Consider the following 21,856-nt stretch of genomic DNA (forward strand, 5'->3'; position numbering starts at 1 on the left):
GGGGGCGGGTTGCCACCGCACGCCGAGGTGTCTTTCCCACCGCGGGCCAAGGTGTCTTGCCCGGGCACGACGAGGCGTTTTCCGACTCCCGCGCCGCCACCGGCTGCGTAGGCTTTTCGATGGTTCCGGCAATGGATCTGCCATGAAGATCGTCCCGCCCGCCATCGCAGGGGTCGTCGTCCTCGCTGTCGCCTGCGCTCCTTTCGTCGCCCGTGCCCAGACCGTGCACAAATGCGTCGGCGCCGACGGCAGCGTGGTCTACCAGTCGCAGGCCTGCGGCGCCGGTCAGGTCGCTCAGCAGTCCTGGGCCGCCGAACCTGATGTTCTGTCCGCCAGCGAGCTGCGCGAGCGCCGCTCACGTGAGCGTGCGAACTCCGCCTACCTGCAGAAGCTGGCAAGGCGCTACCGGCGCCCGTCCGCACGCGGCACCGCCATCAGCAGCCACAGCAACGCACGTGCGTGCGAGGCCGCGAAGGCTCGGCGGTCCAAGGCGGAAGCGGGATCGAAGCGCCTGACGCTGAAGCAACTGGAGCGGTTGGGTGACGCGGTTTACGAGGCGTGCAAGTAGGCGACCGATCCTCACCGGGGGATTGGACGTCGCTGCGGCGCCGCGCTTGACGTAATGTCCCGACGACCCGAACGCTCCTGCGCCGCTCACGGGCGAACACCTTTTGATAGCCTTTTCCTGTCCAAAGGGGGGCGTATCAATGCGAGTCGTGTTCACCGTGGTGCTGGCGCTGGCCAGCTTCGACGCTTCGGCGCAGGTGGTCTACAAGTGTGTCGGCGCTGACGGTTCGGTCGCCTACCAGTCGAATCGCTGCGACACGGGCCAGCAGGCCACCGGTGCATGGTCGGCCCAGCCCGACACGCCTGCCCAGGTACGCCGCGCCCAGCTTGCGCGCCAAAGCAACGCGCAGCAGGCTCAAACCATGCGTAATGTCCGGCGTTCCTCCAATAGCTCGGCGGCCATCGTTCGATCTGGCGGTAAAGGCGATCAGTGCGCTAGGACGAAGGCCGACCGTGATCGTTTCTACGACACGCATCCGAAGATCAACCTCGCGACGATGGAGCTCTGGGAAGAACAGGTCTCCCGCGCCTGCGGCTACTAGTTGGCGAACATGTGGTGGTGTCGCCATGGTGCGACTAGCCGCGCGCCCGCCATCCTTCAACCCGACCACGGCCATGCAGGGGCGAGCCAGCGAAGCACGCGGCCGACGATTGCCCTGATACTTAACTTCGCATAATGCATATTATGTAAAATAGCTCAACGTAGGATGCAGATCCGTGTGTTCGCGCCATAGACCCACGCCTCTGCGCACGCCGGCAGTTCATCGGCATCGGGCCGGCTGGCTGCGCAGCTGATTTCGCCCTGTCTCCACACCCGATTCTGCCGTATGGGGCCGCAAGCCATTGAATGGCCGGCTTTTTGCGCGCGCATCTAGATTTGCCTAATTGCTGGCGCTGCCAGCTGATTGTGCTCACTTGGCGCGTTCGGCTCATAAAGGCGCGTTAGCGAAGGCGATGGTGTCGCGCTCAAGCGCGTCGTAGAGATCGCGAACCCTAGCTGCGTCACTTCGGACGAGATGAGTTAGCGACACCGGCTCCAAGAATGCGTCCATTTGACCGTCGCAAATGGTGGCGGCCAATACCCAACTGTGGCCTGGGGCGTGACGGTCTAACTCCACCCGGGGCCACCCACTCACGACAGTTCGCTGTGGAACAGCCTGCGGCATCCAAGCCCCTGCGTGGATGGCAGCAGCGGTGGCATCGGTCAATGTGATGGCCAGTAGGTGTGACATCCACCAGTTTACGACAGTGCAGGCGTCGTAAAGACTGTCATTGTCCTGGAACAGGTTTAGCCAATTGGCGAGGAGGCATAAGAGGCGATGAGAACCGAGCTCGCTCCACTCCGGCTGTACGGTCCACAGTCGAGCCTCGCCGTTCCCTCCCTGTTCGAAGCGCATGGCGAGGTTCCGGCGCCGCAATCCCACCGCTCTTAGCTGACTATCGTGACGAAGCGCCTCTGCGTCAGAAGAGTGTGAGCCGGCGCCCCCCTCGCCCGCCGCATCGCGAAGCCGCTCATCTAGCTGGGCTAGTGCCCGCGCGATTGGGCGCGCAACTACCGGGAAGCGTCGGATCCCAGAGGGCTCTTGATCCTCGTTCTCTTCTGCAATCCTATTCAACGCTCCTAACGCATCGAGATCGTTGGGCAATGGCGGGACGCGACTTAGGCGGACGCCTCTCCTAGGAAGGCTATCGGCTTGCATTACGAACGGTTGGAGTGCATCTGGCCAAGGGACCTTGGATGCGCGGAGCCACTCGCAAACCCACTGCGAGGTGATCTCGCAGTTAGGCACCATCAAGACAGGATGGACGACGAACGCGTCGGATACGGCATGGCACCAGCGTCGATGAAGCCCGACCAAGTGATGAAGCTGCGTAGCGACGCCTCGGCGGGATGCGGCGATGATGGCGCCCGTGCTCACCAGGTCCCGTGAGCAGTGGCTACATTGGAAGGCTACAGCAGGTTGGGCACGGAGGCGAAGTCCATTGAGTGCTCCCCCGCATGTGGGGCAGGTCCGTAGAAGGAGGCACCCATGTATCGGGCATCGCACCCACCACGGTAATTGAAATAGAAGCGTGTGATACCCGCCCCTTAAGCAGTCGGAACAAAATCTGATCGGGTCACCAAAGGCGGGGGACATTGAATTTAAGGCGGCAGGCCACCACCACGCGGGCTCGAAAGCGGCTCTGAGTTCAGCGGAAGTCAACCGGAGCGCCGCGCGGCACCCTGCGGCAGGCAAGCTGTCCAGGGCGATACCCTGTGCTGTTCGGCCTTGGCCCCAGAACTTGAGAACCTGGTCTCTGTTCAGCACGTTGATGCGCGACAGGCATGTTGCGAGTGATACGGCCGACGGGTAGGGCCATGGGTGGCGGTGAAACGGAAACGCAGACGTTGATGGCGCGCCACTGCTCACGGAACCAAACACACGGGCGTGCTATCAGCAGGATCGCTGCTGGTATTGTCAGGAGGGAACTCCTCTGGCCATGTCCATTGAGCTTTGAAGCTGGACTCAAGCGCTGGTGCAAACGGGTCTTGCGTCGCTCGACCCACGAGCGCAACGTACGTCGGCGTGGTGCCCGCTCTCGACGTCTGTAGCACTGCGGCAGCCCAGCTGCGCGGTCGCCTCTGGATGTGTCTTGCCCCGACGAGTAGCGGATGTTGGGCTTCTTCCTCGTTCGCCACTATGCGGAGTGGCTCTGTGTGAAAAACGAGGCGTTCGGGCGGTGGGAAGCGAGGGTCGACTGCGTAGAGGGCGGCCCATGCGATCACCCCATCCGGATGTGCGCGTGAGAAGCACTCGTTGGCGACATCTCGCCATGACTCCACTATCAGGCGATCGTAGAGCCAGTTGAGCGATTGCATCGGTACTGGCCCGAGATCACGCGTTGAGGCCTGCGGATGCGTGCGAGCAAGCCACGCTGGATTGGACACCAGACGTTGCAAGTCCCTTGGCCAAGTACGCAGGTCCTCCAGATCCACCCCTGTCCACAAGGCAAAAATGCGTTGTGCCAGATAGACTGGCGGCTCGAGTAGCAGTCCGACAGCTCTAAAGTCCAGATACGCCACTCTCTTCACCCGATCAGCCTGTACCAAGTCCGTCAACAGACGGAATGCCACTACAGGCAGCGGGCGCGGTCCTCGCCAGCGATAGACGATTGAGCCCTGACATCCGTTGGGAGCACCCGGCCCCAGCACCCGAATCTTGAGCCGCCGAAGGAGATGTCGGTGGCAGGCGGCGAGGATGCGACGGCAGCCTTCATTGATAGGCAGGGCACCGTAGTAGTGGCTGCAGGCAAGCCGCATCTGTTGACGGGATGCAAAGCCCAATGTCTTGACCTGTGGAGACTGGAGACGTTCCACAAAGCTGCGTGACCACACACCTTCGGCGGGCGTACCTCCGTGGAGCGGAGAGTCTAAGTGCGGCTTCAAGGGGCCCGTCGCCGGTACCATTCTCAACAAGTGGCGGACCGCTAGTTCGGCAAGATTCTCGAATGTGCCGGTGCCATCGCCATGGACCATCCACTCTGGCGCCCAGTCGGTTTGCTGCGTAGCGCTCAACCAGCCCCGGTACGCCCCGATCACGTGCCACCAGAGGTCGTTGTTCTGACGAGAGGGTTCGTCGTGCAGGTGGGCCAGTAGCGCTTGGTCACACAAATCGTGGCCGCATCGGGAGCACGTCAGCCACGAAGAGGGCGCAGCCGGGCGGAAGCCCGCTGGAATAGCTGCTCCACATTCCGGGCATCCTTCACGCAGTTCGCCCGCATGTACGGGACATCCACGCCACCAAGGCAGTTGGAACAGGGGGGAATGGTCGCCGCGCCTCATACATGCTTCGCAGAAGCGAAGTCGTGCGTAGGTCGTGGGGTCGCGGTGCCCGAGCAGCGCCCGCAGACACGGCGGCCACCAGCGCCATAGGTCTGCGGCAAACCGCACGACGCCGCGACGTTCATTTAGACAAGTAGCCAGGTTCGTGATCGCCGGGCGCTGGCTGAGGGCGCGCCAGCCCAGGTATGGGGTGCTGTGGACGCCGAGCTTCTGTTCAAGAAGCGCCGCAAGATCTTGACGTTCCCAAACTCCCATGCGGGCTGGCACGGCCAACAATGAAATGGCAGAAGGCATCGGCAACGTCGACTTGGGCCAACGCAATCGCCAGTGATCAGGAGACATCGACACGGCCTCGCTCTTCGTGGAATTGTGTCCGTCAGTCAGCTAGCCTGAGTGGTTGCACGGTGGGGCAAACCTTTTCGTGAGACTCCCAAGGTGAACGGGTGGGCGTCGGCCTACAGGCCACACGTGTCTGCCGCCGACTGGCAGGTAAAAAACCTGCTCCTATCTAACTAAGGATAACTTAGAGTCGCGTGACCTGTAATCATGAGGCACCAGTCGGCGCCTTCTTGGGGCGCCTGCGGCTGTTGGCCGACTTTGGTGCCGTTTTCCTTGCGGGCTTCTTGGGTGCTTGCAAAGTGATTTGCAGCGCCTGGGCACCGCAACCGTTGCTGCCCCGCGTCTGCACTTTTGATGTACATCCCACGCACTGACGCGTGTACATCAAAATTTCTACCGCACAGATGCATGTGCACTCTTGCGATTTCCGTAGCTTTGCATGCGCACCGATCCCGCAGATTTCCGGCATTTCCGCGTGTTGTGCGCGCCGATCTGTCCGCTGCACGTGCGCTAAGGATGCTCAAAGGCCGCGGTCCTCCAAGCCACTTGAGCCGGGCAGTGATTGAGTGCTCCGGGTCGCGTAAGACGAGATTTCGGCCGGCCAACGGGGAGAGCCGCGGAGCTGGACACGTGCGGGCGGCTTAAGCCGGACTGCTAGTTCGCTTTCCGCGCCACGGCCCTGGCGTGAGATCTCGAGCAGCCAAGTACAACGGCAGCTTGTAACTATGAAACAGTCGTGCAAGGCGGCTGCGACTTCGCCCCACAAAGAGCCAGAGGTGATGTTCGTCGAACTAGAACTCCGAGCGAAAGGGATACGTTGGCCCATCGTTCTTACGACCTTCCAGCAAATCGAACCCGACCAACACCAAAAGACGTTCCCGCGGCAAGGCGGGATCTCGCGGCTCTCGGTTTGACGCGACTATGCGCTCCGTGACGCGATTGAGGAGTTCCGCCGGCGCGGGTCGTAAGTCGATCAGTTCGATGGCAACCCCACGGGCAGCCACGGCTTGGGTCATCGCGTCCAGTAGTGCGGACAACTGCTTGTCCGGACAAGCAACGAAGCCAGGCTCAACCAAAGCTGGGAACAGGCGATGGACAAATTCGTCGATGACCTGCTGGATGAGATTGTCGATCTCAAGACTCATGCTCGTCGCTCCCCCGGCTGGGTGCCCCGCCGTCTGTACTTGGCTGCTCCTCATGTTGTACGTACCACAGTGTCCCCACGATCTGCGCCAACACGCATCAATCGCCGCGAGCATTTGTCCGCAGCCCCCAACGGATGTAGTCAATACTCCCCATCTTCAACCACTCCCGCGCACCCTGAACGCGCTTGTGTTGCACCCGGCCATAACGTAGCGGATTTCAGCGCTGCCATTCCTCAGGTGTGCAGCTCGACGGGCACCGCAGTGTTCAATCACCTTCGCTGCATGTCCGGTCCACAGGCCATTCGAACCCGGTGTACCCCAACTGATCAGTTGCCAGGGTGCTCCTTTTCAGTCGCACAAGATGCGACCTCAGTCGCTCCAAGGTGGAGCAAAGCTCAGTATCCGTGTTTAGGTACGGCGAGCAGAACTGCTCGACGGGTACCCAATGTGCTTCTTGGCCGGGGTGAACGTATGCCTCACAGTCATCCACAAGGAGAGCAAGCGGCCATTGCACCTGTGAGATGACCCGAAGGTCCTTGGTGGGGCCCTTCCAATCGACATACTCCAGGTCAGCGAACCAGGCTGGGACAAGCCGCTCCTCTACAAGCCCAAGAGCGATACGTCGAAACTGGGGTTCCCGCACGGTAGTGAACATGACGATGCGGTGAAACAGCGTCCGACACCCTATCAGGAATTCGCCCAGTCCTGGACGGGGGATTTGGCTGACCGCGTTCGACACCAAGGTGCCTTCGAGATCCAGCGCCAAGACTGGCTGACGTGGGCCCTCGCCTGGTTCAGCTGGTTCTCTCGTCATATCCCCTCCGACGCCTATGACAGGCACTAAGCGTAACTTAGAAGCTAAGCCAGTAGGGCTCAAGAACGCCCCTCATGCGCCGTTGAAGAGGAGTGCATCTTCCTACGCCCACGCGCCGATTTCGCCTTTGGCTCACCCTTTCCGGCTCTTCTCGGCGAAGCCGGGCCTTGTAGCGCTCGTTGAGTCATAGCTTGAACGATCCCGGTCGCCCAAGATGAGATTTCAGGCGGTCCACAGAATGCTCAGGGCGCCATTGCTCGCCCAGAACGGCGAGCCACGCGCTCGAATACAACCGTCCGCCCAGCTTCAACTGCTAAGACGTTCAGCGTCTTCGAAATTTTGGTGCGGAGCGACGTCGCGATGGCATGGTCGCTATCACTGCCCTCGCCGCATTGAGTCCGAGCATCCGAGTGCTGCCTAGCACTGCCTTCTATCCCGCTCGGGCACCCACCCACGAGCGCGCGCCCATGCCCGATCGATGGGGGTTTCAGGGAGCTCCCGCACCGCGGGCGGCGCGTCTGGCACGGGTTTTCTGGCGCGTCGGCGCTTTCGCGGCGCGCGTGGCAGCCTGTCGGCCGCCGCGGGGTTTCGAGTTGTCGGCGAGTGACGCACGCACTACCGCCGGGAGATCTCCCAACGTCACGAGCTGCTCCGCCAACGCATCGGCCCGCGCGCGTTGCGCGGCGGCCTCCCGCTCGGCGGTTGTGGCCGCCACGCGCGTCGCCTCGAGACCTTGACGCAGGGCGTCCTCCGTCTGGCGCCATCGAGCCCGCGCGCGTCCCGACTCTGCCCGCAGCTCGCGCAACTGCTGACGCGCAACATCGATCTCGGCATGGGCGCGGTCCTCGAGCTGCCGCAGGTGCGCAGTGTGCTCCGCTTGGGAGGCCGCCGCCTGCCGGACGGCGTCGAGGTGCGTGCGCAGCGAGGCGGCGTCGGCCCGGGCCGCGGCCAGCGCCTGCTGCGTGCGCTCGGCGTGGGCATGGGCCTCCATGAGTTGGCTCGCCTGCAGGTCTGCAAGGCGCTGCAGGTCGGCCAAGCGGGTCTGCGCCTGGTCACGCTCGGCTTGGGCACTATCGGCGTCGGCGAGAGCGGCCTTGGCCGTCACGTGGGCCGCGTCGCGTGCGAGTTCGGCTTGGCGCACGGCGGCGGCCACGTCGTCGCGGGCTTGGGCCAGTGATTGACGAACTGGAATCGCCCCTGCCTAAGCAGACAAGCCGCTCCTACGCTACCAAACTTCGCCCCCGATTCATTGATCGCCTCACAAGTCGCATCCGAGTTGAATTGCCACCGGGGAAACGGCCCCGGATTCCGCTGGGTTCAGTTTGCAGGCGCAAGCGGCACAACCCGCTACGTAACGGCGTCGCACTCCGTAAAGACCTAGCTGCGTTAGATCAGCCGCGAGAACTCCACAGAGTTAATTTCATCGCCGCCACTCCTCGGGTGTGCAGCTCGAGGCGGCACTGTATAGCGGCAGGCTGTAGCTGTTGAAAAGGCGCCGCAGACGTTCCCAGTCGCGTCCGACGAAGAGCCACAGATGCTCTTGGTCGAATTGGAACTGGGAGCGAAATGGGTACGTGGGAGCTTCGTTCTGTTCGCCTTCGAGCAAGTCGAATCCCGTCAACACCAGCAGCGTGGCTTCGGCCCCTTCGGAAGCCATGGAAACCATGCAGCCGATCGGTCACTCCGTTCAGTCGTTCCGCGGGCGCCGGTCGCAGGTCAATCACTTCAGTACTTACCCCCTTGTCGGAAGCGGCTGTCGCAATCGCAGCAATCGCCGCGCTTTCAGTGCCCTCGTCCGGACAGGCGAGATAGGCCGGTGATCGGAAGGCGGGGAACAGGCGATGGACGTATTTCTCCACCACGCGCCGAACCAGCTCTCCATGGGGCCCTTCGACATCATCAGTACTGTGGCTCATGACCGTTCGAGATCCGGCACGGGTGTGAATTGTCACGAACTGAGTATGGCTTCCTCCGCCCCCCATGTCAGCTTTGGCCTGGGGTCTGCGTGCGCGCGTTCCCCAGCCCCCGCTCCGAGCATCGGCCGCAGCCGTTGTTGACCGCCCCAAGCTCTATTCACCACGCGCGCCAACCCTCGCCAAACGACGCTGACAAGGGTCCTCAGCTCTCCACGCACGCACTCAGCAGCCCCCGCCGAGACTTGGCCCTCTGTTTAAACGTTCTAACGACCGCCTAGGTACTCGCCCACCGCAGCCCGCCGACCTGCTTGCACCATCTCGTCAGCGGTACGGCCGCCGAATTCAGCCACGGCGCAGTCCAGATACCAAGCGGCCGCGCGGCGCTCGTTGCCGCCATGGATGTCGACCGCCTTGACCAGGACCTCAACCACGGCCTCTAGGTACGTCCGCAGTTGTGGCCTGGGCGGCCACACATCGAGCTCGCTTACGGTGACCCGCGCTCTCTCCGCCAGCGGTTCGGGCCTCAGTCGCAGGAACACACCGACTCGGGCAGGTGAATACCAAGCTTCTCCCGGCTCACAGAGGCGGGCCACCAGTGTCAGGTCCTTCTGACGGGGGCGTGGGCGCTCCCGCATCTCGTCGCCGACCCGCAAGCGGCCGTTCGTGCGGGTCCTACCCTGGACGGCCCAGTTGAGGGCGATGTTCATGGCCTCCTGGTCCCGGCACTGCATGTGCGCTAGGTACGCAGCGCGCAGTTTGTCGACGTGCGCGCGGGCCTCGGGCGAGAGGGTGGCTTGGTGCGTCGTCATGGTGTGCGACCTGGGCCGCTCCCGCAACTGACGGAGCCCTCAGCTTACGCCCGCCGTGCCGTCTGCGCATCAGCCACGCCACTCTCCGACGTTTGCGGTCCGCCGCGTCACGACGTTTGTTTGGTGCTGCGCGCAGCGCGTACTGCAGGGGATTTCGGGCGCGTAGGTGCCTTGGCGCCACGTGTGGCGGGCGGCCGCGCGCCGCGGGCTTTAGGGTTGTTGGCGAGAGTCGCGCGCAACACCGCCGGGAGATCTCCCAGTGTCTCTACCTGTTGCGCCAAGGCGTCGGCCCGGGCGCGTTGCGTGGCGGCCTCGCGCTCGGCGGTCGCCAGGGCCGTACGCGCCGCCTCCAATGCCTGACGCAGGCCGTCTTCGGTTTGGCGGGCCTGCGTTTGCGCGCTCGCCCGTTCCGTCCGGAGCTCGCGCACCTGCTGTCGCGCCGCGTCGATCTCGGCATGGGCGCGGTCCTCGAGCTGGCGCAGGTGCGCGGCATGCGCGGCCTGGGTGGCTGCTGCCTCTTGTCGGACGGTGTCGATCTGCGTGCGCAGCTCGGCGGTCTCAGTCTGGGCCGCGGCCAGCGCCTTGTGTGTGCGCTCGGCGAGGGCTTGGGCCTCCGCCAGTTGGCCGACCTGCAGGTCGGCCAGGCGCTGCAGATCGGCCACACGGCTCTGCGCCTGGTCCCGCTCGGAGCGGGCGACCTCAGCCTCGGTGCGGGCGCCGTCCGCGGCAGCCGTGGCGGCGTCGCGCTCCGCCGCTGCCTCACGCACGGCGTTGGTTGCGGCCGCCCGGTGCTCGGCCAGCGCCGCTTCAGCGTGCGCGCTGCCCGCCTCCAACGCCGCGGTCCACAGTTGCGCGGCCAGCGCCTGCACCGCTTCGGGTGCGTCCGGCAGCGCCAGGCGGCGCTCCTGGGCTTGGAGCCGTGTGCCGAGCGCCTGCCACCAGCCCTCGAGCAGGCGCGTGACCGTGTTGGGCGAGCCGGTGCCCAGGTGCGCGCGCACGCGCTCAACGGTGGGTCGCTCGCCAGCCGCCACCAGGGCGTCGGCTGCGGCGTGTACCTGCTGTTCCGTGATACCGCGCGCCATTGGTCAGTCTCCTATTTCCGCGCCCTACTCTCTTGTCGGCGTACTCGTGATAAGTGATGATTATCGTGGCTATAGCGTCTTATTCGTAGTAAATAATACATGCTATGAAAGATAATTCTACAATTCCCACCCTCGCCCAGACCGCCTCCGGCATGGCACTGCCTGCCCAACTGGCGCAGCAGGCCGCGGATGCGGTGCGCGAGTTGCTCGCGGAAGCGGCGGCCGAGAACACCACCCGCAGCTACGCCAGCGCCTTGCGCTATTGGGCCGGTTGGCACACGGCGCGCTACGGGACCGAATTGACCCTGCCGGTGCCCGAGGCGGTCGTGCTGCAGTTCGTGGTCGACCATGTGGTTCGGCGCAACGCCGACGGCGAGTTGGCCTGGGAACTGCCGCCGGCCGTTGACCGGGCCCTGGTGGCCGCCGGCCTGAAGGCCAAGCCCGGTCCATGGACCTTGTCCACGGTCAGGCATCGGGTGGCGGTGCTATCTACCGCGCACCGACTCAAGCAGTTGGTCAATCCATGCGAACAGCCGGCGATCCGTACCGTGCTCAGCCGCGCCGCCCGCGCCGCGGTCAAGCGCGGCGAACGCCCCCGCAAGAAGACTGCGACCACCCTGACCGAGCTCGAATCCATGCTCGCCACCTGCGACGACAGTCTGGAGGGTCTGCGCGATCGTGCCCTGCTCTGCTTCGGCTTTGCCAGCGGCGGGCGCCGGCGCAGCGAGATTGCCGCCGCCGACCTGCGCGACCTGCGTCGAATCGGTGAGAAGGGTTACATCTACCGGCTCGAGCACAGCAAGACCCAACAGGCAGGGGTCACCGCCTCCTCCACCCCAGACAAGCCGGTGCTAGATCGGGCGGCGCTGGCGTTGGAGGACTGGCTGGAGGCGTCGGGGATTACTGAGGGCGCGATCTTCCGGCGACTGTGGAAGCAGCGCATTGGCCCTGCCCTGTCCCCCGCCGCGGTAGGCGAGATCGTGCAGCGGCGGGCGCGTCTGGCTGGACTGGAGGGGGATTTTGGCGGGCACAGCCTGCGCTCGGGGTTCGTGACCGAGGCCAGCCGCCAGGGCGTGGCGCTGCCAGCGATCATGCAGCTGACCGAGCACAGGTCGGTGTCGAGCGTGGTGGGGTACTTTCATGCAGGTGGATCAACAGCTAATCCAGCTGCTCGTCTTCTGGAAGACTAAGAGACTTCATGTTCTTTCTTTTGTAGAACGCGTCAGGAATGAACCGAACCCAACCTCTTTAGGTTTAAAGAAAGCTGCTGCGTTACCTCGGCAGAAGGTACTTGCCACAAGTCACTGAGGGCGAGCACCGCGCGCGAAGCCTCCCATGGCAGGATAGATCTGCCTTCGATTTGCACAAATGGGCCGTCAGATTCTGTAAGCACTTTCTCTCGAGGCATGTGATCCACTAGAGCACGGCCCTTCGAACTACTTAGCATCGCTGGGCCCACACTGAACCAACATCCCTGCTCCACCGCCTTGTCGACCTCTTTCACCGTGCCGCTGAACCAATGAAGGATAGGAATTCCAGCCCTCGGATGCTCTGCCAGTCGACTCAGAACGTCTTTGCTAGCGCGGCGGCTATGTAACGAGAGGATCTTGCCCCCCGCGTTGGAGCAGGCTGCAAGGATTCGCTCGAAGACTACCACCTGGTCATTCCAGTGCGGCTTGAACTCTGGCGCTCCATCCAACCCGATCTCGCCCACGTAGCGAGTCTGCTCCACCAACTGTTCGAAGAGCGGAAGCTCCGACTTGCGCAGATGGGCCACTTGGGGATGAAGCCCCAGGGCGGTTCTGATACGACTCTTGCCTAACGCCAACGCCGAGGTGCCCTTCCAGGCCGATGGCGTGGTAGTGACCGATAGAACATAGAGGCCCCGCTCCTGACACGCCGCAGCGACCGCGTGCGGATCCGGATACAGGTCTAAGTGGCAATGAAAGTCGATCACGTCACACCAAGCTCGGCGTGCAGGCTTTCCAGCTCAGCGAGCCCACGTTGCACGAGCGCTCGGCGCGGCGCCCTCTCCCCCATCCGCGGATACGACAAGGAAGAAGAGAGCCATGTATCGATTCCATCCATTTTCACTTCAGCGATGGCCATGGCGATGGATCTTACGTCATCGAATTTCGCGTGATCGGCATCCCTCTTGCCTAGATTCTTGAACTTGTAGCCAGTGTCATCCACATGCTCCCAGGCATTGATGGCCGCCCGACGGACCTGACAGGGAACGCAGCGCCCGCAATGCTGATAGCCAAACACGCGGTAGCGGCCACAACTGACGGAAGAGAGAGCAAGTTCTTCCAGCAAAGTTTGATCCTTGCACTCATTCAACATCTGCCCCTTCGTCTTGTCTTCGTAAGGGTTTTCCAGCCGAATCCTCAGTCCCGCTGCGGCCAGGAGATCACGCAGCCTGCTCAAGAACTCCGGATGCGCCGTGCGGGTGCTCAGGCTACCCAATCGCGTATGAGTGAGAGATGGATTAAGGGCGATGAATCCGTTTTCGCAGACGAATACAGGCACCTCCTTGCCTTCGTGATAGCGCTCAAGCGTGGTTGCCGCGACAACGGCGAATGCCAAAAAGATGATGGACCGAGCGCGTTGTGAATCTTCCTTTCTCCAGGGCGGGGTAGCGTTGTGATTGAGCGCTAGGTGCTTAAGGCCGCCACCGATACGCTCAGCGAACAAGTTCTGATTGTCCGCATCGCCTCGGACCACATTGCTCACAGCCATGGGCGAATAGCCCTGTTCCACCAAGTCTATCGCACCGACCAAGCTGTCCAGTCCCCCGGAAAGCAACACCACGCAATCTTCTTTAGGACGAACCAACTTCGATGGCGCTTTTGGCGTGTGCCCTCCTTCAACAAAACTGATGTTCCAGCGATCCGTGGAAAGAAAGCCCAGCATTGCCTGGATGGCATCGGATTGGGTGGACCAGAAGTCGGGATCCGAAACGGCTACAACCAGCTCTATCTGGCGCGTCCACCCATCGGGACTGTCACTGCGCGTCACCGACACGTCTGCCGTCACTACCGCCAATGCCAGCGAGAGAAAGTCCCAGGCGCGTTGATCCGGCAGCAGTCCAGAGCGGTAAATTTCCCGCTGCACGGCTTCTCCCGCACTGCCCTGACGATCGTTAGACCGGTTGCGCTGGCCGTAAAGCAGAACCTCTAGATCGTGGCCTTGCCGGACCGGACAGCCCTTCGGTGTACAGAAGATCTTCAAGACACATACTCCTCGAACACCGTGAATGTCTCCCGCAGCGCGTCTCTCACCATTTGGGTGACCCCGCCGGAATTCAGTTGGCGTCCTGCCTGCTTTAACGTTCGAAAAGAGGCGGAAACCGTCTGCTTGATGTAGCTGCGAATCTCCTTCAGCCTCGCCAAACCCATGGTGGTTGTAGGCGCCTTTTCGATGATGACTTGACCCGTATCGAGCTCGAACCGACGAACGACGTCGTTTGCCGTGAAACTCTCAATCGCGAATTCCCGCTGCTCGTCCGTCAGCTGCAGCAGGTTAGCGCTCTCGTAGCGCGCCAAGAGCTCGGACAAAGCGTCTCGAATCGCTGCTCGTGAAGCTTCCGCATCCTGGGTTCCATCCACCGGCCGCACGGCTTCGACGATCGCATCCATAATCTCATCGGCGCTGCGTCCGACCAGCAAAGCGCGATCCACCACCGCAGTTGGATCTGGCGTCGCGCCTCCGGCCAAGCTGCTGAGAGCTGTAGATAGAGTTCCTGCGGTTGTTGCCGTGCTGCCCATCCGGCGAGACGCTGTGCCGGATCCTCCATACCCGCCACGCACATACCCTTTCAGCGCCCTACGCATCGATCTGCTGTCGCCGGTTTGCGCGTAGTCCCCCAAGTTCCTACGGGTCGTCCCCCATCTACCCGGTGGTGCCGTCGGAGTGGGAGTGGGCATGGGAGCTTCACCCGGCTGCCCGTCCTGTCCGTCCTGCCCAGGATCATCCCCAGGTGGACTGCCTGGCGCCGAGCCGTCCGCCCACGGTGGAATCATCGGCACGCCCGACCCAGGCCCTTTACTGCTCTGAGAGGTTCCCATCAGCTCGTCCTTTGCTGGATTGCTTTCTTCGCTGGACCACCGACTCCTTGTTTGAGCCAGTGCTCGAATAGACTGTCCGCCCACGGTTGGCCATCGACCTTCGGCACGATGCTGGCTTGGATTTGCGCGATCGGTCGATCGCGAAGGAAGGACGCCAGACGCAGCCCCTGGGCAGGATCGTGCTCCCCAACGACCAAGCAAGCCTCCAAGATTTCTGGAACGCCCCACTGTTGCTCCTGCCGGGCCCGATCCAAAAGGCGATCCATCATGATGGCAATCTCGGGACGGCTGATGGCCACCAAGCGTGGTTTCAGTGCGCCCGCCATGTCTGGGCTCGCCAGCAATCCAGTCAACACGTCCGCAGCGTCTGACGACAGCCTGTCTTCGGGCATGATCAGAGGCGCATGCTCCCGGCCAACGTATAGCGCGCCACGAAGATCTTCTTTGGCCAACGCAGGCGGCAACGTCAACCACTCTTGCACGAAAGACCCTTGCCAAGGAGCAGCCAACTCAACAGCAATACCACTGGCAGCCTTCTCTTCCCATTCCGCGAGGATCGTTGGGTGACCGCTGTCATGCGAGCTAACCGAAGCAATGAGTTGGCCGTAAGCCTTTGGATCGCCCAGACGCTCAAACAGCAGCAACTTAGCGAGAACGGCCTCATCGACGCCGACTCCTTGAGCCTTCGAAATCGTCATTCGTATCGAAAGCGCGTTGAGAAACCGCTTAATGAGCCGCGGGTTGCCCGAAATGTCCGACGCAGCAACCATCAAAGGCGCCAACCGATCAGCTGTGTCCAGCTGACCGAGCAAACTAGGGGGAAGGTCAAGTTCCAGCGATTGGATGAAAGCACGATCCACGCGTTTTCCGAGCCAGCTCTGGCGCAGACGCTCTCCGACCTTCTGGTGGATAGTCTCCTTGATCGATGCTTCAAGCTCGCTGTTGTCTACGAACAACATCATCATGTATGCCCGAACTTCCTGCGTCCCCAGTGCGGGCACACGGATGGGCACCTGAATCAGCTTGTCGAAGTAGTTGGTGACCAGCGTATCGTCTTCAAGACCCTCGAAATGCTTGCGCACCGCGTGCTTGATCATTCCATCATCGGCAGCGATCACAAACGCCGTGTTCTTCAAGAACAGGAAGAGCCGGATAGCCTCGAGCGTCGAGATGGTGGTGGGCGGCAAGCAACGGTCCAAGTCGTCGATCAATACGACGAGCGTGATACCGAGCTCTTCTAGGGCTTCCTCAAAGCTATCGCGAAGCGCCTGAATTTCCTTAGGAGGAGAGTCGTCGGGTTTGGGTCCAAGCAGGGAGCCAGCCTCGTCAGCCACTGCCTTGGCTTGCTCCTTACCCAGCTCGAACTCCTTCTGACTCACACCATCGGCCATGCCTTTAGCCGTGCGCAAGAGCCCGCCCAGCAAGCCGGTTGGAGCCAGCCCCAACGCCAACGCGATGGCATCCCCAGTAACCAGCTTAGCAGCGCGAAACCACTTGATCCGTTTGATGAACTCCAGGACCTTGTTCTCGCCCTTGCCTCGCTCTTCCGCTTCTTCCTGCAGCTTCTCAGCGATGACATCCATCAATGCCGCGCGCGCATCGTCATAACCTTGGTAGAGCCACGCATTGAACTCCACGAAAACAAATTCCCGATCACCGTTCTTCTTAGGACGGCCCGCCAACGATGCTCGTGTCAGTTTGATCAGCGAAGACTTACCCCTGCCCCACTGCCCTGATACGCCGATTGAAATCGGCTTTCCCTGAGCCTGCGCGATGATTTCGGCAATGGTGTCCGCCACGCCGGAAAAGTTCAGGAAATCCCTTTCGGTTTCGTTGTCTGTCCACATCGAGTGCTGCTCTCCCCGATCTCTATACACCTTCGAAATGGCTGCCACCAGCTACAGCACTATCAACCTTACTTGATCCAAGACTGGAGCATGAGTCACCGGTTCGGCTGATCGCTTATCTTCAAGCATGGTAGTTGATTACCTCTTGCGCTCATCTTAGCGCCATACTTTTCATCGGATCCGGATCCGGACCCGGACCCGGACCGAGGCCGCGCTCTTGTCTTCAACGGACGAATCGCCACTGCTTTGGGTATCCGGCCCCGATCAGACCCCCTAATCCCCTCGCTGGCACGATGTCCGCTTATTGTGCAGTCGGCACCAACGTCTAGTACTCTGGGCTGGCCCAATTTGCCACGGCAACGACCCTTGTCCGCTACGATTTGCCGTCCGGCGGCCTGACAAATGACTATCCTCCACGGAAGCGCACCCGTCATGACGCCTCAAGTTTTGCTAGATGGTCTCCGTGGACTCCTGCGAATTCAACCACCATTGGAAGGCCGCGGCGAGTACGGTGTTGAACAGCGCCAATGGCTTGGTCGAGCGAGCGCGCTAGTGTCCGAATGGGACCGGGCGCAAGCTATCGGATTTCGCGTCGAAGCGCGAAACATGGCGGCAAACATCAATCGCCAGGCCAATTTTGGCTCGGTCCTGACGACTATTCACGAGGCGATCGCGGCTCTTGAGCACAGCCTGCCGGCGGATGCTGGACAGGTGTTTGGACCTGGCGCAACGTATGACTTCTTCCGAACCCTCAATGAGCTTGTGGGCAGTGCAACGCAGTCATTGTTTGTCGTCGACCCATACATGGACAGCATGGTCTTCGACGGTTACCTCGCCAACCTGAGACGACCGATCGCCACGCGGTTGCTAATGCACCGTTACCTCGACAGCGTCAAGGTCGCAGTCACGGCCTTCCACGCCCAGCACGGCGGGCAGATCGAAATACGTCGCAGTACCGAACTGCATGATCGCCTGGTCTTCATCGACGAAGCCCAGTGCTGGGTGCTCGGCGCATCTATCAAAGACGCAGCCGCAAAAAAGCCCACATACCTAGCTCCGTTGGCAGAAGATCTAGTTACAGAGAAGTTGAGGATATACGACGATCTGTGGCGAGCCGCGACGCCGATTTAGTCCCTGTAGCCGCAACAGGCCCAACCGAACTTACTATGGCCCTGCTTCGAGGTCCGCTCTGGATGGCGGTTTCAACCGGTCAATGCAACAGCTTGTCGATATCGTTCGATCGGCGTTTCAAAGTTCAGCGTCTTGCGTGGTCGTTCGTTCAAGCGTCTGACCACCTCATCGAGCTGGGCCTGCGAGAAGCCCGATACATCGATGCCCTTCGGGAAGTACTGCCGCAGCAGACCGTTGGTGTTCTCGTTTGAACCGCGTTGCCATGGGCTCTGCGGATCGCAGAAGTAGACCTGAATGTCCGTGGCCAGGGTGAAGCGGCGATGGTCAGCCAGCTCCTTACCGCAGTCCCAAGTCCGCGACTGGTACAGCTGACTCGGCAGCTGGCGTGCATGCTCGATCAGCGCGTCCACCACCGTCTTCGTGTCCTTGCGATCGACCTTCACCAACATCACGTAGCGCGTGCTGCGCTCGACCAGTGTGGCGATCTGGCTGTTGCCGCTGCCGAACAGCAGGTCGCCTTCCCAGTGGCCGGGAACGGCGCGATCCTCGACGTCGGCAGGCCGTTCGCGGATCGACACGGTGTCGCTGATCAGGCCATGGTCCGCCGTTTTCTGGGTGTGGTGGCGAGAACGGCGCATCGCCCGGCTCCGCCGCAGGTGCTCCAGCAGCTCCTTCTTCAGCGCGCCACGCGACTGGATGAAGAGCGTGCGGTAGATCGTCTCGTGGGACACCTGACAGGTCGCATCGTTGGGATAAGTGCGCATCAGCCAACCGGCGATCTGCTGCGGGGACCACTGCTGTTGCAGCTTGTCCGCCACTTTCGACGCCAGCGCGGGATGTAGCGCCAGCTTACAAGTCTTCGGTCGGTGCGCCCGGTCCCAGGCGGCCTGATCCGCATGACTTGCACGGTAGCGATCGGCGCCGCCATTGCGCCGTATTTCCCGGCTGATCGTCGACGGCGCTCGCCCCAGAGTCGCTGCGATCGAACGAATCGAATGGCCGGCAACCAGCGCTCGCGAGACATCTTCGCGCTCGGCCAAGGTCAACGCCCGCACCGACCGGTGTCGAGCTGGCGGCCGGATACCACCCGTTGCAGCCAAGATCCCGCGAACCGACGAATGATGTCGATCAAATAGCCTGGCTATCTGGTGGAGCGACTCGCCCTTCTGCCAGCGGTCCCACATCAGGCCCTTCTGGGCATCGGTGTACTGGATCCGGGTTCTTCGCTTCAACCGCAACACTCCTGCTGCCTAGGCAGTTAGCCATGTGTTGCATCGATCGTATGAAACCGCCATCGACAGTTGCCATGCCCCTACCCCCGATAAATCTGCCTAATCCCCTGCCTCGCTTAGATCTGCTCCGGTACGGCCTCAGCGGACCTAACCTCGCCAACCGTTTGCACAACGAGCTACCCGCATCGAGCCAAGCATCGAGCCTTTGATCCGAAGGTTTCGACGGAAGTGGCCGTGAAGCACGGAGTTGGGAGACCACTAGCTAGTATGGCCGCACAACCCTAAGTCCAGACCGTCGAGGAGAGACCTCGATGATCCAGCGCTCACTCAGATGCGTCCAACTCGGGAAATGTGCCGCTAAAGGCTTGGCGCGTCGCGGGCGCGGCCTGACCGCGCGCGGGCTCGGCAGCAGCGCTTGGCGTGTCCATGCATGATGACGGGCCTCGACATTTGGCGATCCGATGGTGCGCAATACCCAAAACAGAACGGACGGTGGCGTCCCAGAAGCGCTGCGTCCGTGCGCGTACTGTAAAGCGCCGACGCCCGAGGCGGACTTCGCGCTCGAGCATGCCATTCCACAGTTCCTCGGCGGGGCACAGGCGCCCGAGGTCTTCCGCCTGCGCAACGTCTGCAAGGCGTGCAACAACAACCTAGGCACCTTCGTCGATGGCGCATACGCCAAATCGTGGCCGGTAAGCCAAGCGTTGGCCCATGCGGCGCGGCGCCTCTACGTCGGCGGCCCGCGCCCATTGCCGCTCTGGTGCATCGGCCAAGTGCAGCTCGAAGGCGTCGACATGCCGACCCGGCGGTCGGACAAGCACGCGTATGTTCAAGAGATGTGGGTCGGTCCGTCCGGTGAAACGCTGCTGTGGATCCGCCCGCAGGACGATCAGACGTCCGCCTACGTGGGCGGCAATCCGCTGCACAAGCGCCTGCCAGCGACAGCATATTGGCTGCCTACCAGCAATGACCCAATGCGCCTGCAAATGGGGTTTGAAAGCGTGGCGACACTGCGCAAGGGACGGCCGAAGACGCGATTGGTGCTCGGGTGTCCGGCCGATGACCCTGGCCGCCAGTTGAGCGCCTGGGGGTTTGTCGATCCCGACGACGTCGATCAGCGCAACCTTCACGCGCTCCGTGCGGCCTGCCAGGACTCGATACGCGCACGTATCGCACTGCAGCCACCGGTCGATCCGCGATTTTTCTCCAAACTCGCGCTGGGCGTTGGATTGGCGGTATTTGGCGTGCCGTTCGAGACGAGCGACGCGGCAGGTGAGTTGCGCCGCGGCGTCTGGCCAAGAGGGCAGGACGACATCACTGTCCGCGGTCTTGGCGGCCTGCCCCTTGCGGGCTCCGACATTGCCCGATACTGCAGCCTGCCAGGCGCCGTGGTGCTCACAATCCTGCGGATCGAAGGCGACTTTGTTCTGACTTTGTCGATTGATGCCGCCGTCGCGGCCACGGTCGCGCTCGCCCCAGCCACGCTCGGGCCTGCAGTTCCGATCGGGGACGCCGGCTACGCGCTGATCCTCGTGCCGTATCTGGACCGCGCGGTAGAGACCACACTCGCCGATCTTCTTGCGCATCGCCTAACAGAACAGCCGCTGCCGACCTTGGCCTTCTACGAGTCGCAGATCGCCGAGGCGTTGAATTTCAACGCGCGGCTCACAACGATGCCCGGATTTCCGGGCCGCTGAACGCGACGCTGCGATCCGCTTGGGCTGCCGGCTCCGGTGCACATCGGAGCGAGCTCTACGCGGCCGCTTCGGATGGGGTGGCTTCCGCCGATTAAATAACGACGTGGTCTCTACTTTGAGGGACAGGTTCAGACCGCCTCACCCGCTTTCGGCCAAAAGCGAACAAGGTCGAAGTCGCAGCAGCATCCCCGTGCACAGGGTCGATCCAAAAGCATCAACCCAAGCTCTCATGGCATAGAATCGAAGAGCAGAAATACTTCTGGAGGGCGTGCGGCATGCGCGAAGAACTTGACTATAAGCTTGAGTACGTTGTAGCAGAGCAGCGTCGCCAGCGCGAATCCGAAGACGGGTGGATTTATATTGGCGTCGATACACGCGACGGCCAAATGGCGAAAATAGGCCTGACAGCCGGACTCGCTAATACACGCGACAGCAGCAGTCAGAATCCGTTCTATACGCTTTTTTGCATGTTCAAGGTCAAGGCTGGAATTGCACCAAGCGTATTGCGGGAGATCGAAACCGCTGCCAAAGGATTCCTCGGGCAACGCTATCACGTGTTCCCTCACGTAGGCTCTTCGAGGGAATCAGAGTGGTTTGGGATATCCCCAGCAACCATGCGCCTGGAAGTTCGTGACTTTCTTGCCGCCAATTTCATGCGTTTTATGGACGGATACTACTGCTTCGACCGAGAAATCGACGTTATCCATGAGTGGGAGAACGCAGCACTGCTCTATGGTCAAATGAGAGAGCCGTACCGCGCACGCGACTTGAGCAATCCTCCCTGTGCGCCGGAGTGTATGTCTCCGCCCGGCTGCGGCGCTGATTGCGACTGCTGGCCCTAGAGAGCACTGACTGCGGCAACACTTTGCCGAGCCGGCTGTGAGCCCGCTGGCGCGTTAGACGGGCGCCGCTTTGTGCCCATGTAGCGAGCGCTTCGAATCATGCTCGGGGAAGACACGCGTGAACGCGGCGAGCACCTGGCGTTGCACTTTGACAACCAGTGTCAGGCCCTTACCGCCGAATCTGAGAGTGCGTTGCTTGCGGTTCCGAACAAATGAGCCAGCAACCCTGTCTAAGAGTAGTTAGCTCGGTAAGTTGAGAAATGGACCGAGTCGCGTCCGCTTTAGGTCGAATGCTGCCATACCCCCGATAATTCATCGAATCGTTCTGCAGTTGCCCTACTCTCCTGCGCAGCTTCCGATTCCGGCCAGAAGCGTACTTCTCGCTCCCGCATGCCCGTGCTAGATATAGATAATTTGCGGGAACGCTTGACTGATCATTACAGCCCAGCCTGAACCGAACTACCTCGAAGCCGCCATCACAAAAATCATCGTTGCCCGCCAATGCGCGATAGAGCTTGGCGAGCCAGTAGTTCGGGCCTGACGCT

At 61.8% G+C, this 21,856-nt stretch carries 17 protein-coding genes; 6 read left to right on the forward strand and 11 right to left on the reverse strand.

Annotated elements, in window-relative coordinates; translation table 11 throughout:
* Positions 1–142: 142 nt before the first annotated feature.
* Both U8331_RS07690 and U8331_RS07695 read left to right on the forward strand, forming a co-directional pair.
* A complete protein-coding gene (locus U8331_RS07690) occupies positions 143–568 on the forward strand; it encodes a DUF4124 domain-containing protein (RefSeq protein WP_481130481.1) in 426 nt (141 codons plus the stop codon).
* A gap of 139 nt (positions 569–707) precedes the next feature.
* On the forward strand, positions 708–1,109 hold the full coding sequence (locus U8331_RS07695) for a DUF4124 domain-containing protein (protein ID WP_481130482.1): 402 nt from the start codon (positions 708–710) through the stop codon (positions 1,107–1,109).
* A 4,411-nt stretch (positions 1,110–5,520) separates the two neighbouring features.
* Here U8331_RS07695 and U8331_RS07700 read toward each other — a convergent pair.
* From U8331_RS07700 to U8331_RS07725, 6 genes are all read right to left on the reverse strand, one after another.
* Positions 5,521–5,874 (reverse strand): hypothetical protein, encoded by a 354-nt coding sequence (locus tag U8331_RS07700; protein WP_481130483.1) that lies wholly within the window; start codon positions 5,872–5,874, stop codon positions 5,521–5,523.
* A 265-nt stretch (positions 5,875–6,139) separates the two neighbouring features.
* Entirely contained in the window at positions 6,140–6,688 is a 549-nt protein-coding gene (locus U8331_RS07705; protein WP_481130484.1) for an NIF family HAD-type phosphatase, read from the reverse strand.
* A gap of 487 nt (positions 6,689–7,175) precedes the next feature.
* The gene (locus tag U8331_RS07710) at positions 7,176–7,841 is read right to left on the reverse strand and encodes a hypothetical protein (RefSeq protein WP_481130485.1); all 666 of its coding nucleotides are present in this window, start codon (positions 7,839–7,841) and stop codon (positions 7,176–7,178) included.
* A 267-nt stretch (positions 7,842–8,108) separates the two neighbouring features.
* A complete protein-coding gene (locus U8331_RS07715; protein ID WP_481130486.1) occupies positions 8,109–8,354 on the reverse strand; it encodes a hypothetical protein in 246 nt (81 codons plus the stop codon).
* Between the two features lie 513 nt (positions 8,355–8,867).
* Positions 8,868–9,413 carry a hypothetical protein gene (locus U8331_RS07720; protein ID WP_481130487.1) on the reverse strand — a complete coding sequence of 182 codons (546 nt, stop codon included), beginning with the start codon at positions 9,411–9,413 and terminating at the stop codon, positions 8,868–8,870.
* A 107-nt stretch (positions 9,414–9,520) separates the two neighbouring features.
* Complete coding sequence (locus U8331_RS07725; RefSeq protein ID WP_481130488.1) at positions 9,521–10,495, reverse strand: DNA-binding protein; 975 nt, start codon at positions 10,493–10,495, stop codon at positions 9,521–9,523.
* A 104-nt stretch (positions 10,496–10,599) separates the two neighbouring features.
* On the opposite strand from U8331_RS07725, the gene U8331_RS07730 reads away from it, so the two are divergent.
* Positions 10,600–11,685: a site-specific integrase gene (locus tag U8331_RS07730; protein WP_481130489.1), complete on the forward strand. Its 1,086-nt coding sequence runs from the start codon at positions 10,600–10,602 to the stop codon at positions 11,683–11,685.
* Between the two features lie 32 nt (positions 11,686–11,717).
* Here the strand turns inward: U8331_RS07730 and qatD are convergent, their stop codons facing one another.
* From qatD to U8331_RS07750, 4 genes are read right to left on the reverse strand one after another with little or no spacing between them, the layout of a single operon-like run.
* Positions 11,718–12,452: a Qat anti-phage system TatD family nuclease QatD gene (gene qatD / locus U8331_RS07735; protein WP_481130490.1), complete on the reverse strand. Its 735-nt coding sequence runs from the start codon at positions 12,450–12,452 to the stop codon at positions 11,718–11,720.
* Complete coding sequence (qatC, locus tag U8331_RS07740; RefSeq protein WP_481130491.1) at positions 12,449–13,726, reverse strand: Qat anti-phage system QueC-like protein QatC; 1,278 nt, start codon at positions 13,724–13,726, stop codon at positions 12,449–12,451. The genes qatD and qatC overlap by 4 nt, the downstream gene beginning before the upstream one ends.
* On the reverse strand, positions 13,723–14,562 hold the full coding sequence (gene qatB / locus U8331_RS07745; RefSeq protein ID WP_481130492.1) for a Qat anti-phage system associated protein QatB: 840 nt from the start codon (positions 14,560–14,562) through the stop codon (positions 13,723–13,725). The genes qatC and qatB overlap by 4 nt, the downstream gene beginning before the upstream one ends.
* Positions 14,562–16,409 (reverse strand): KAP family P-loop NTPase fold protein, encoded by a 1,848-nt coding sequence (locus tag U8331_RS07750; protein WP_481130493.1) that lies wholly within the window; start codon positions 16,407–16,409, stop codon positions 14,562–14,564. The genes qatB and U8331_RS07750 overlap by 1 nt, the downstream gene beginning before the upstream one ends.
* Positions 16,410–16,841: 432 nt before the next feature.
* Here U8331_RS07750 and U8331_RS07755 point away from each other — a divergent pair, with 432 nt between their 5' ends.
* Positions 16,842–17,540, forward strand: coding sequence for a hypothetical protein (locus tag U8331_RS07755; protein WP_481130494.1), 699 nt, complete (start codon positions 16,842–16,844; stop codon positions 17,538–17,540).
* A gap of 71 nt (positions 17,541–17,611) precedes the next feature.
* Here U8331_RS07755 and U8331_RS07760 read toward each other — a convergent pair whose 3' ends face one another.
* Entirely contained in the window at positions 17,612–18,772 is a 1,161-nt protein-coding gene (locus U8331_RS07760; RefSeq protein WP_481130495.1) for an IS30 family transposase, read from the reverse strand.
* 461 nt (positions 18,773–19,233) lie between these two features.
* Here U8331_RS07760 and U8331_RS07765 point away from each other — a divergent pair, with 461 nt between their 5' ends.
* Together U8331_RS07765 and U8331_RS07770 are read left to right on the forward strand one after the other, a co-directional pair.
* Complete coding sequence (locus U8331_RS07765) at positions 19,234–20,469, forward strand: HNH endonuclease (protein ID WP_481130496.1); 1,236 nt, start codon at positions 19,234–19,236, stop codon at positions 20,467–20,469.
* Between the two features lie 275 nt (positions 20,470–20,744).
* Entirely contained in the window at positions 20,745–21,311 is a 567-nt protein-coding gene (locus U8331_RS07770; protein ID WP_481130497.1) for a hypothetical protein, read from the forward strand.
* Positions 21,312–21,856: the final 545 nt, after the last annotated feature.

The sequence above is a fragment of the Lysobacter sp. CC-YZS074 genome (genome assembly GCF_056739745.1).